Here is an 11,390-nt window from a genome sequence, read left to right as displayed (position 1 = left end):
AGGTTACTGAGGCGCTCCGACCGCTGTTTTGGACGGAGTGGTCGGTTCCGCAACGGGCGGCTTGGGTGACCGTACCAGGACGAGCACCACGAAGCCCGCGACGAGTGCCACACAACCGGCCAGCACGGAAGCCGAGTTGAGTCCCTGCGCGAACGCCGTGTGCAGCGCCCGCTCCGGCACCCGCCCGCGCAGGGAGTCTGCCCCGCCGCCCGCGAGGGCATGCGCGGCCCCGCGCGGCAGGGTGTCCTGCATCCGCGAGATCACCACGGTGCCGAAGACCGCGATACCGAGCGCGTACCCGAGCTGGCGGAACGTGTTGAGCGAACCGCCCGCCATACCCGCCCGGTCCGGCTCGACCGTGGCGAGCGCGGCGCCCGCGATCCCCGGCGATACGAGGCCGACGCCGCCGCCGGTCAGCAGCAGCCCCGGCACGAGCGCGGACCAGGTCGCCCCGGCGTCCAGCACGGCCTGGCAGCACATGCCGACCCCGATGAGCACGAGCCCGCCGCCGACCGTGATCCGCGCGGGCACCCCGTGCAGCAGCTTCCCGCCGGCGATCGCCACCACCATCGACGCCCCGGACAGCGCCAGAAACACCAGGCCGCCGTGGACCGGGCTCATCCCGAGCAGCGTCTGCAGCCACAGCGAGGTGTAGGGGAGCACACCGAACGCGGCCGCGTTGAAGGCGAACGCGCCCACCATCACGCCCACGAACGCGGGCCTGCGCAGTAGTGCCAGATCGAGCATCGGGTGCGCGGACCGCCGCTCCACGACCACGAAGGCCACCAGGGCCAGGGCGGCCACGGCCAGCGCGAGGAGCGCGCCCCGCTCGCTCCAGCCGCGCTCGCCTGCCCGGATGACGCCGTACGTCGCCGCTCCGGCGAACACCGCGAATGCCACGGTCCCGGCCCAGTCGATCTTCCGGTCCCGCGGCCCGCGCGACTCCGGCACCGCCCGCAGCGTCAGCAACACCGCCGCGACACTCACCGGCAGATTGACCCAGAAGATCCACCGCCACCCGGGCCCCTCGGTCAGCAGCCCGCCGAGCACCGGCCCGATGGCCGCCGCGCCCCCGCTCACCGCACCGAACACACCGAGCGCGACGGACCGCTGCCGCCCCTGGTAGACGGAGCCGATGATGGGCAGCGTCGTCGCGAACATCGCCGCGGCGCCGACGCCCTGCACGACCCGCGCGGTGACGAGCATCCCCGGCCCGTCGGCGAGCCCGCACACCAGCGAGGCGAGCGCGAACACCACCACGCCCACCACATGCACCCGGCGCCGGCCCAGAATGTCCGCGGCCGCGCCGGTCCCGAGCAGCAGCGCGGCGAGCGCCAGCGCGTACCCGTCCATCACCCACTGCAGATCACTGAGTGAGGCGTGCAGCGCGCCGGCCATGTCCGGCAGCGCGACCACGGCTATGGACACGTCCAGCAGCAGCATGAACGTGCTCAGGCAGACCGCTGTCAATGGCCCCCATGTACGCATCTTCTTTCCGGCCTCTCGTCGTTCGTCGTCTGTCGTTCCTCCGTAAGGTGGGGCGGGAGCGGTCGATCGGCGCCATCAGCGACCACCGGCCGACGGAATCCGACATGCAGAGGCGGTACGGGGATGGATTCCACCCCCTTCGACGAACTGGACCTCAAGATCCTCCAGGCCCTGGAGGTGGACGGGCGGCTCCCCTTCAGCCGGATCGCGGAGGCCATCGGCGTCTCCGACCAGACCGTGGCCCGGCGCTACCGCAAGCTCGTCGCGAGCGGCGGCCTGCGCGTCGTCGGCCTCCAGGACAGCCAGCTGCTCGGCCTGGACAACTGGATGCTGCGGCTGCGCTGCACGCCGGAAGGTGCCGAGACCATCGCGGCTGCCCTGGCCCGCCGCCCCGACACGGCCTGGATCGGACTGACCTCCGGCGGCACGGAGGTCGTCTGCGCGACGCTGCCGCGCTCCCGCGGGGACTACGACGACCTGCTGCTCGGCAAACTGCCGCGCACGCCGCACATCGTGGAGATCCGGGCCCTGCAGATGCTGCACCGGTTCTTCGGCGGCCCCCAGGGGTGGCTGCGCAAGCACGGCCCCCTCACCGCGGACCAGCGAGCGGCGCTGCGCCCGCCGCCCCCCACCGCCGAGCCGGCCCTGCCCACCCCGGACGACGCCCCTCTCCTCGCCGTCCTCAAACGGGACGGCCGCGCCACCTACCCCGAACTCCAGCGCGCGACCGGCACGTCGGAGTCCGCGGTCAAACGCCGCCTGGCCCAGCTCCTCGCCTCCGGCGCGCTGTACATCGACATCGAGTACGACATGCTGCGCGTCGGCTTCGGGATGGCGGCCATCCTCTGGATCACCGCGGCACCGCGCCACCTCGACGCGGTGGGCCGCGCCCTGGCCGACCACGCGGAGATCGCCTACGCCGCCGCGACCGCGGGCCCGTCGAACGTGGTGGCCTCCGTGGTCGTCCGCGACACCGCGGACCTCTACGCGTACGTGAGCGGAAGGCTCGGCCGCCTGGAGGGCGTCGAACATGTGGAGACGGCCCCGTTCATGCGCAGGGTCAAACAACTCACCTACCGTCCACCGATCCGCTGAAGAACCGTCCGTCCCGTCTACCGGGCGCCCCGATGCAAGCGGTCCCCACCCGCCAGAATCGCCTGGGCCAGGGCCTGCCCGGCCCCACCCCGATCCCGCCCCGCGGCGTGCGCGGAACCATGCAGCAGCACGAAATCGACCTCCCCCAACTCCGGCAACCCGACCCGGTCAGGGACCCGCACAAGCCCCGGAGGGATGAGCCCGCGCGCATGGGCCATCACGCCGAGACCGGCCCGCGCCGCCGCGATCAGCCCGTTCAGCGACCCGCTCGTACAGGCGATCCGCCACGCCCGCCCGTGCCGCTCCAACGCCTCGAGCGCCATCGCCCGCGAGATCCCCGGCGGCGGATACGCGATCAACGGCACCGGCCGCTCCGGATCGATCCGCAGACGCTCGGAGCCGATCCACACCATCCGGTCGTGCCACACGGACTCACCGCGCGGATCCGCAGGGCGCCGCTTGGCCAGCACGAGATCCAGCTTCCCGGCGTCCAACTGCTCGTGCAGCGTCCCCGACAGCTCGACCGTCAACTCCAGGTCCACCTCGGGGTGCTCGTGCCGGAACGACTCCAGGATCTCGGTGAGCCGGGTCAGCACGAAGTCCTCCGACGCCCCGAACCGCAGGCGCCCGCGCAACCGCGTCCCCGTGAAGAACGCCGCCGCCTGCTCGTGCACCTCCAGGATCCGCCGCGCGAACCCGAGCATCGCCTCCCCGTCCTCCGTCAGCTCCACCGAGTGCGTGTCCCGCGTGAACAGCGCCCGCCCGGCCGCGTCCTCCAGGCGCCGCACGTGCTGGCTGACCGTCGACTGCCGCAGCCCGAGCCGCCGCGCCGCCTGCGTGAAGCTCAGCGTCTGCGCGACGGCGAGGAACGTCCTCAACTGCCCGGGGTCGTACATGCCGCGACCCTACCCCCGCTCATCACGGAACGCGATCACAGTCAGAGTGGTGTACGGGATTCCCGATCACGGCGATCAGGAGGACCATGAAGAGGGCACGACCTGAACCGAGAGCAAGGAACCAATGAAACGCCTGACCTGGCCGACCTGGATGCCGATCGACCCGTACATCCTGGCGTTGATCGGGACAGTGGGCCTCGCCGCACTCCTCCCGGCCCGCGGCGGAGCCGCCGATGTCGCCTCCGGCGCCTCGACCGCGGCGGTCGCCTTCCTCTTCTTCCTCTACGGGGCCAGACTCTCGACCCGAGAGGCGATGGACGGCGTCCGGCACTGGCGGCTCCACGTCACGGTGCTCGCCTGCACCTTCGTGGCGTTCCCGCTGCTCGGCCTCGCCGCCCGCGGCCTCGTCCCCGTCCTACTCCCGCAGAACCTCTACGAGGGCCTGCTCTTCCTCACCCTCGTCCCCTCCACCATCCAGTCGTCGATCGCGTTCACCTCGATCGCGCGCGGCAACGTCCCGGCGGCCATCTGCGCGGGCTCCTTCTCCTCCCTGGCCGGCATCGTTTTCACGCCCCTGCTCGCGGCGGCGCTGCTCGGCAACAGCGGCGGGGGCTTCTCCGCCGACTCGCTCGTCAAGATCGTGCTGCAGCTGCTCGTGCCGTTCCTCGCGGGCCAGCTGCTGCGCCGCTGGGTCGGCGGCTTCATCGCCCGCCACAAGAAGATCCTCGGCTACGTCGACCGCGGCTCGATCCTCCTCGTCGTCTACACGGCGTTCAGCGAGGGCATGGTGCAGGGCATCTGGCACCAGGTCAGCGCCGTCCGCCTGGCCGGCCTGCTCGCCGTGGAGGCCGTGCTTCTCGCGGTGATGCTGGCCGCGACCTGGTACGGCGCCAAGGCTCTCGGCTTCAACCGCGCGGACGGCATCGCCATCCAGTTCGCCGGCTCGAAGAAGTCCCTGGCCGCCGGATTGCCCATGGCCAGCGTCCTGTTCGGCGCGCACGCCTCGCTCGCGGTGCTGCCCCTGATGCTCTTCCACCAGATGCAGCTGATGGTGTGCGCGGTCATCGCCAAGCGCCGCGCGAAGGACCCCGAGGAGCCGCGGCTCACCCCGGCCGAGCCGACAGCTGAGGCTCGAGCCGAGGCCGGCACCGCGACACGCTCCGGCTGAGGCACGCGTGCGGGTCAATACACCTAGGGCCCTTCTGGCAGACCTCCGCGTACTCGATCCAGCGGCAACGACACCACGGACCGCCCACCGGAGGTGACCCGCACCTCGTCCAGGGCCCCGGCGAAGAACGCCCGGCTGTCCATCCGCTGCCCCACATGCACCCCGAACGGCGAGTTCCGGCTCACGGAGCCGGGCACATCGGCCGCGCTCTTGACCACGGCGCCATCGATGCTCAGCGTCAACTGGCCGCCACCACGCCGGAGTTCGACCTGATGCCAGGCCCCGTCGTTGTACGCGGAGGAACTGCTCACCGAAACGGTCCGCGGAGCGTTGGCGCCGTCCCGCACGGTGATCAGCCCCGTGATCCGGTGCGAGGCGGGCTCACCGCGCAGCCACACCTGCGGCTGCGTCGTGCCTATCCCGCCCATCCACAGGAACGGCTGCTCGCCGCTCGTCGCCGAGTACCGGAACCGCAGTGAGGCCGTGAAATCCCGTGCACCCAGGGCGAGTTCGGGCCGGTACGGGAGCCGGACCGCGTCGTCGACCCCGTCGAACGACAGCGCCCGGCCGACCTGGCCGGCCGTCACCGAGGCACCACCGAGAACCGCGGCGCCACGCGCGTGCGGCGCTCGGTCGTCCGTCGTCGGATCGGCGCCGCGCCGCTCCTTCAGCCAGTCGAGCGTGAACCGGGCGAACCGGATCTCGTCACGCGCGTCGACCGCGCCGCCCTCGTACATCAGGCCCACGTGGCCCGCGTCCGCCTGCACCAGGTCCGAGTAGCCCGACCAGTCCGTGGTCACCACAGTGCTCCGGTCGAAGCTTTCCCAGGTGCGCCCGCCGTCGTAGGAGGACCGGACGGTCATGGTGCGCCGCCGGTCCGGATCGCCGGGGCAGGCGAGCAGCAGCTGCCTGCCGCCCTTGCCGACGGGCAGCACCGAGCCCTGCACCTGCGGTACGTACAGGTCCGGGATCGCGGCGAAGGGGCGGACGAACGAGTCCCCGCCGTCCCGGCTCACCGCGTGCGTGCGATGTCCGGGATCGGTGCCGTCCTGCTCGCGGCCGCTCACGTAGAGCGTGCCGTCGGAGCGCTCGGCGAGCGTCATCTCGGAGGGCTTCTGGCGGAACGTGCCGTCGTCCGCGATCGGCCACGAGTCCTTCGCGCCGACGCGCCAGTGCTCGCCGTGGTCGTCGCTGACCATCAGGGCGGCGTGGTTCGCCGTGACCCTCCCCCAGCCTCCGGCCGGGGGGACCCCCATCTCGCTTCGCTCGCCGTTCCATGTCTCGGCGTTGACCGTGAAGACGAGGCGTCCACGGTGGCGGCCCTTGGTGAGCTGGATGCCGTGCACGGGCCCGGTCGCGTACCAGGAGTTGAAGTCGGCGGGCAGCAGTTCGTCGCTCAGGTCGCGCGGCGCGGACCAGGAGCGGCCGTCGTCGTCGCTGTACTGCAGGTGCGGTGTGCGGTCGCACGGCACCTCGCAGTTCTTGCCGTCGGTGCGGCCCGTGTTGTACGTCTCCGCGAGCACGATCCGACCGGTGCGCAGGTCCGCGATCGGCGCCGGATTGCCGTGCGTGTCGCCCGCGCCCTCGTTGACGACCTGGAGCGGCGACCACGTACGGCCGCCGTCCTCGGACCGCTTGACGACGATGTCTATGTCGCCGGCGTCGGAGCAGTCGTTCGTGCGGCCTTCGGCGAAGGCGAGCAGGGTGCCCTTGGCCGTCTTCACGACGGCGGGGATCCGATAGCACGCGTACCCGGGGTCCTGGGACGCCTTGAACAGCACTTGCTGTTCGAACGCCGTATCGGCCTGCGCGGCGGTGGCGGCGTGCGCGGCCACCGGAGCGGGCAGGGCCGCGGCGACGGCCAGCGCCGCCACCACCGATCTCAGACGTGCGCGGAGAGTGCTTCGTAGCATGGCGCGACCCACCCTTCAGGTCATACGGACAACCGGACATCCCACGTCCAACGTATGCGCCAACGACGCTACTGGGACCGCTCGCCACCCCACAAGAACCGTGCATCAGGGGATCGGCGCACGAATGGGTCAGAGGGCCGGGAGCTCAGGGATCGGAACCACCTTGCCGAGCTGTACGCAGCCTCGCCGGACACGGCCCCGACCGAGGCCGGGCCGATGTGCGGCGGCTGTGCGCGGGATATGCCGTACTCCCTTTCCCCGCAGGTCACTTGACGTTCGCATCGGACCCGTGAGCTGGACGGCACAACCGGAACGGGGCCGACGCGAAAGAGGTGACACGCCGTGCCCGACGCCCGCTGGCAAGCGGTACGCAAGGGAATGCGACGCAGGAGGAGGCTGCTCGCCCAGGCGCTCGGACCGCCCGCGCCCCGCACCGGCCCGCTGCCCGCGATCCCCGCACAGCCCGGCCCTCGCGACGCCGGGCCGCCCGTCGAACCGGCCCCGCGACTCGTGCCCGACCCGGTCTTCCTGCTCTCCCCGGTCCGCTCCGGTTCCACGCTGCTGCGCGTCCTCCTCAACAGCCACCCGGACATCCGCGCCCCGCACGAGATGCACCTGCGCACCCTGCACGTCCACCTCGACCGCGACTTCACACACCAGGCCGTACGCGAACTGGGCCTGGACCGCGAAGAGTTGGAGCACATGCTGTGGGACAGAGTGCTGCACCACGCACGATGTCGCGGCGACCACGAGGCCTCCCTCGTCGTCGACAAGACCCCGGCCAACACCTATCTGTGGCCCCGGCTGCACCGCGCCTGGCCCCAGGCGCGCTATGTCTTCCTGCTGCGCCACCCGGCGGCCGTCGTGGCATCCCTGACCGCGCGCCGCAAGGATCCGGACACCACCGCCATCCACGGCGAAGTCCTGCGCTACGCGGAGGAGTTGGAACGCGCCCGGCGCGCCCTGGACGGGGTCACCGTCACCTACGAGGACCTGACCGCCGACCCCGAGCACGAGACCCGGCGGATCTGCGCGTACCTCGGAGTGGGCTGGCACCCGGCGATGCTCGACTACGGCGGGCAGGACCACGGGGAGTTCCGGCCGCACATCGGCGACTGGAGCGAGAAGATCCGCTCGGGGCGGATCCAGGAGGCCCGTCCCGCGGGAAGCTGCGCGGGGCTGCCGGCCCGGCTCCTGGAGATCGCGGAAGCGTGGGGGTACGCGGTCGACGGGTGAGGCGGCGCCGACGGCGGCGCAGGGACCCGCCCGGCGCAGGGGGCGCTCCCCGCCGGTCCGGGCCCCCGCCGCCGTGCCGCGGCGACCGGGTCAGCCGTGCTGCGCGACAGCCGTCGTGGCCTGCAGAGCGACCCGGTGCTCACCCGCGTACACGTTCATGGAGGCGCCCCGCAGGAAGCCGATCAGGGTCAGGCCCGTCTCGGCGGCCAGATCGACGGCGAGCGAGGAGGGCGCCGACACCGCGGCGAGCATCGGGATGCCCGCCATGACGGCCTTCTGCGCCAACTCGAACGAGGCCCGTCCGGACACCATGAGGACCGACCGCGACAGCGGCAGGTCCCCGCTCTGCAGGGCGCGGCCGACCAGCTTGTCCACCGCGTTGTGCCGCCCCACGTCCTCCCGTATGTCGACGAGCCGCCCCTCCTCGTCGAAGAGGGCCGCCGCGTGCAGACCGCCGGTCCGCGCGAAGACGCGCTGGTCCTCGCGGAGCCGGTCGGGGAGCGAGGAGAGCAGCTCGGGGGTGAGCCGGAGGGGGGGAGTGTCGGCGATCGGGAACCGGGCCGTGGTGCGCACCGCGTCGAGGCTCGCCTTGCCGCACAGCCCGCAGGACGAGGTCGTGTAGACGTTGCGCTCCAGCGTGATGTCGGGCAGCACGACATCCGGCGTGGTGCGCACATCGACCACGTTGTACGTGTTCGAGCCGTCCGCGGTGGCGCCCGCGCAGTACACGATGTTCTGCAGATCGTCGGCGGAGCCGAGCACGCCCTCGCTCACCAGGAAGCCCGCCGCGAGCGCGAAGTCGTCGCCCGGCGTGCGCATGGTGATGGCGAGCGGCTTGCCGTTCAGCCGGATCTCCAGGGGTTCCTCGGCGACGAGGGTGTCCGGCCGGGTCGAGACGTGCCCGTCCCTGATCCGGATCACCTTGCGTCGTTCCGTGACTCGTCCCATGTCTTGATCAGTCCCGGTTCTGTACGTGCTGGTAGCCGAAGCGGCCCTTGATGCAGAGGTTGCCGTGGGTCACCGGGTTGTCGTGCGGTGACGTGACCTTCACGATCTCATTGTCCTGCACATGGAGCGTGAGGTTGCAGCCGACTCCGCAGTACGCGCACACCGTCGTCGTCTCCGACTGCGCCGACTCGTCCCACGTACCGGCGGCCCGCATGTCGAACTCCGACTTGAACGACAGCGCGCCCGTCGGACACACCTCGATGCAGTTGCCGCAGTACACGCACGCCGAATCGGTCAGTGGCGCGTCCTGCTCGACCGCGATCCGGGCGTCGAAACCGCGCCCGGCGACCGAGATCGCGAAGGTGTTCTGCCACTGGTCGCCGCAGGCGTCGACGCACTTGTAGCAGAGGATGCACTTGTCGTAGTCGCGTACGTAGAGGTCGTTGTCGATCTTCGGTTCCTCTTCCAGCCGCTCGGCGTCCGGGCCGAAACGGTCCGGCTTCGCCTCGTACTCCTTGAGCCACGAGGCGACGTGCGGGGTGGTCGACATATCGACGGAGGAGGCCAGCAGCTCCAGGACGACCTTGCGGCTGTGCCGGGCGCGCTCGGTGTCCGTGCGCACCTCCATCCCGGGCTCGGCCCTGCGGGAACAGGCGGGCACGAGCGTCCGCGCCCCCTCGACCTCCACGACACACACCCGGCAGGCGTTCTTCGGAGTCAGGGTGTCGCCCTGACACAGGGTCGGAATGTCCTTCCCGGCGGCGCGGCAGGCATCCAGGACCGTCGCCCCCTCGGGCGCCCGCACCGGCTCCCCGTCGATCGTGAACTCCAGCAGACGACGGGGTATCCCCAGCTCGACAGAGGTCATGACGCGTACGCCCCCAGGCGGTCGATGGCGGACTCGATGGCGTTCCAGGCGGTCTGGCCGAGACCGCAGATCGAGGCGTCCCTCATGGCGCGCCCCACCTCGCGCAGCAGGGCGATGTCGTCCGCGTTCTCCGGGGACTCGATGCCCTTCTTCTCGGCGATCCGGTGCAGCGCCTCCTGCTGCCGCACGGTGCCGACCCGGCACGGCACGCACTGCCCGCAGGACTCCTCGCGGAAGAACTGGGCGATGCGCAGCAGGATGCGGGGGAGCGGCAGCGCGTCGTCGAAGGCCATGACCACGCCGGAGCCGAGCGTGGTGCCCGCGGCGCGGGTGCCCTCGAAGGTGAGCGGGATGTCCAGCTCGTCGGGGCGCACGAAGCCGCCCGCGGCACCGCCGAGCAGGATCGCCCGCAGCGGGTTCGGCGTGCCGGCGAGGGCGAGCAGGTCGCCCAGGGTCGCCCCGAAGGGGAGTTCGTAGACGCCGGGCCGGTCGACGGCGCCGGAGACGCAGAACAGCTTCGGCCCGGTCGACTGCCCGGTGCCGATGGCCGCGTACGCCTGCGCCCCCATGGTCAGGATCGGCAGGACATTGACCAGGGTCTCGACGTTGTTGGCGGCGGTCGGCTTGCCGAACAGCCCCTTCTCCACGGGGAACGGCGGCTTGGACCGCGGCTCGCCCCGATACCCCTCGATGGAGTTGAAGAGCGCGGTCTCCTCACCGCAGATGTAGGCGCCCGCGCCGCGCCGGATCTCGATGTCGAAGGAGAACCCCTGCCCGAGGATGTCCTCGCCCAACAGCCCGCGCGCCCGCGCCTGTTCGATGGCGTGGCTCATCCGGGCGAGGGCGGTCGGGTACTCGCCGCGCAGATACAGATAGCCGTGATGCGCGCCCGTCGCGTACGCCGCGATCGTCATGGCCTCGACGAGCGCGTACGGGTCGCCCTCCATCACGACCCGGTCCTTGAAGGTGCCCGGCTCGGATTCGTCGGCATTGCAGACGAGGTAATGCGGCCCGTCCGGCTGCGCCGCGGTCGCCTGCCACTTCCGCCCCGTGGGAAACGCGGCCCCACCCCGCCCCACGAGCCCCGCGTCGGTGACTTCCCGGATCACGCCGGCGGCCCCGATGGAGAAGGCCCGCCGCAGAGCGGAGTACCCGCCTTCGGCCCGGTAGTCGTCGAGGGAGGAGGGGTCGACGACGCCGACGCGTTGGAGCAATCGAAGCCCCTCCGGCGATTGAGGAGCGGGGTCCGGGGCAGAGCCCCGTGACAGTGCGACGGGTTCGGCGGAACAGGGAGACCCGGCCCGCACCAGCAGAGCGGCGGGCGCCCGCTCACACAACCCCAGACACGGTGACTCGGAGACCTCCACATCCGGCCCGAACCGATCCCGCGCCGAGTCACACAGTTCCGGCCCCCCGACCCGGGCACAGGCAAGGTCCGTACACACATGCAGCACAGACGCGGGCCGCTTCCGCACAGAGAACATGGAGTAGAACGTGGCCACCCCATACGCCTCCGCCGGAGGCACCGTCAGCCGCCGGCACAGATAGTCCAGCGCACCGGAACTGATCCACCCCACCCGATCGTTGACGGCATGCAGCCCCGGCAACAACAAGTCCCGCCGCGCGCGGGCGGCCCGCCCGCCCCGGGCCCACCGAAGATCGGCGTCGGAGCGGTCGTCGGCCCCCTCCCACGCGGACTCCGGCGGTCCGAGAAGCGCGTCGACCGCCTCCCGCTCCTCATCCGTCGGCTTGCTGTCACCGAAGCGCAGATCCACGTC

9 protein-coding genes are annotated in these 11,390 nt (G+C 71.6%); 3 read left to right on the top strand and 6 right to left on the bottom strand.

Annotation, left to right across the window (positions count from 1 at the left end; all coding sequences use genetic code 11):
* Window positions 1–3 precede the first annotated feature (3 nt).
* Window positions 4–1,488, bottom strand: a complete 1,485-nt coding sequence (locus tag ACIREE_RS13930; RefSeq protein WP_404150709.1) for an MFS transporter — start codon at window positions 1,486–1,488, stop codon at window positions 4–6.
* Window positions 1,489–1,611: 123 nt separating this feature from the next.
* On the opposite strand from ACIREE_RS13930, the gene ACIREE_RS13925 reads away from it, so the two are divergent.
* Window positions 1,612–2,583 (top strand): Lrp/AsnC family transcriptional regulator, encoded by a 972-nt coding sequence (locus ACIREE_RS13925; RefSeq protein ID WP_404150707.1) that lies wholly within the window; start codon window positions 1,612–1,614, stop codon window positions 2,581–2,583.
* A gap of 17 nt (window positions 2,584–2,600) precedes the next feature.
* Here ACIREE_RS13925 and ACIREE_RS13920 read toward each other — a convergent pair whose 3' ends face one another.
* Window positions 2,601–3,479: a LysR substrate-binding domain-containing protein gene (locus ACIREE_RS13920; protein ID WP_404150705.1), complete on the bottom strand. Its 879-nt coding sequence runs from the start codon at window positions 3,477–3,479 to the stop codon at window positions 2,601–2,603.
* A gap of 124 nt (window positions 3,480–3,603) precedes the next feature.
* Between ACIREE_RS13920 and ACIREE_RS13915 the strand changes: the two genes are divergently transcribed.
* The gene (locus ACIREE_RS13915; RefSeq protein ID WP_404150703.1) at window positions 3,604–4,647 is read left to right on the top strand and encodes a bile acid:sodium symporter family protein; all 1,044 of its coding nucleotides are present in this window, start codon (window positions 3,604–3,606) and stop codon (window positions 4,645–4,647) included.
* Between the two features lie 23 nt (window positions 4,648–4,670).
* Here the strand turns inward: ACIREE_RS13915 and ACIREE_RS13910 are convergent, their stop codons facing one another.
* On the bottom strand, window positions 4,671–6,560 hold the full coding sequence (locus ACIREE_RS13910; protein ID WP_404150701.1) for an exo-alpha-sialidase: 1,890 nt from the start codon (window positions 6,558–6,560) through the stop codon (window positions 4,671–4,673).
* A gap of 342 nt (window positions 6,561–6,902) precedes the next feature.
* Here ACIREE_RS13910 and ACIREE_RS13905 point away from each other — a divergent pair, with 342 nt between their 5' ends.
* The gene (locus ACIREE_RS13905; RefSeq protein ID WP_404150699.1) at window positions 6,903–7,796 is read left to right on the top strand and encodes a sulfotransferase family protein; all 894 of its coding nucleotides are present in this window, start codon (window positions 6,903–6,905) and stop codon (window positions 7,794–7,796) included.
* A 90-nt stretch (window positions 7,797–7,886) separates the two neighbouring features.
* On the opposite strand, the gene fdhD is transcribed toward ACIREE_RS13905, so the two are convergent.
* The 3 genes from fdhD to ACIREE_RS13890 are packed head-to-tail and all read right to left on the bottom strand — an operon-like array spanning window position 7,887 to window position 11,387.
* Entirely contained in the window at window positions 7,887–8,744 is an 858-nt protein-coding gene (fdhD, locus tag ACIREE_RS13900; RefSeq protein WP_404150698.1) for a formate dehydrogenase accessory sulfurtransferase FdhD, read from the bottom strand.
* 7 nt (window positions 8,745–8,751) lie between these two features.
* Window positions 8,752–9,612 carry a 2Fe-2S iron-sulfur cluster-binding protein gene (locus ACIREE_RS13895; RefSeq protein WP_404150696.1) on the bottom strand — a complete coding sequence of 287 codons (861 nt, stop codon included), beginning with the start codon at window positions 9,610–9,612 and terminating at the stop codon, window positions 8,752–8,754.
* Complete coding sequence (locus ACIREE_RS13890; protein WP_404150694.1) at window positions 9,609–11,387, bottom strand: NADH-ubiquinone oxidoreductase-F iron-sulfur binding region domain-containing protein; 1,779 nt, start codon at window positions 11,385–11,387, stop codon at window positions 9,609–9,611. Before ACIREE_RS13890 ends, ACIREE_RS13895 begins: the two co-directional genes overlap by 4 nt.
* Window positions 11,388–11,390: the final 3 nt, after the last annotated feature.

Source organism: Streptomyces sp. NPDC102467, assembly GCF_044765445.1.
In the GTDB taxonomy this organism is placed as follows: domain Bacteria; phylum Actinomycetota; class Actinomycetes; order Streptomycetales; family Streptomycetaceae; genus Streptomyces.
The sequence above is the reverse complement of the archived record's forward strand: the minus strand, read 5'-3'. Positions and strand labels throughout refer to the sequence as shown.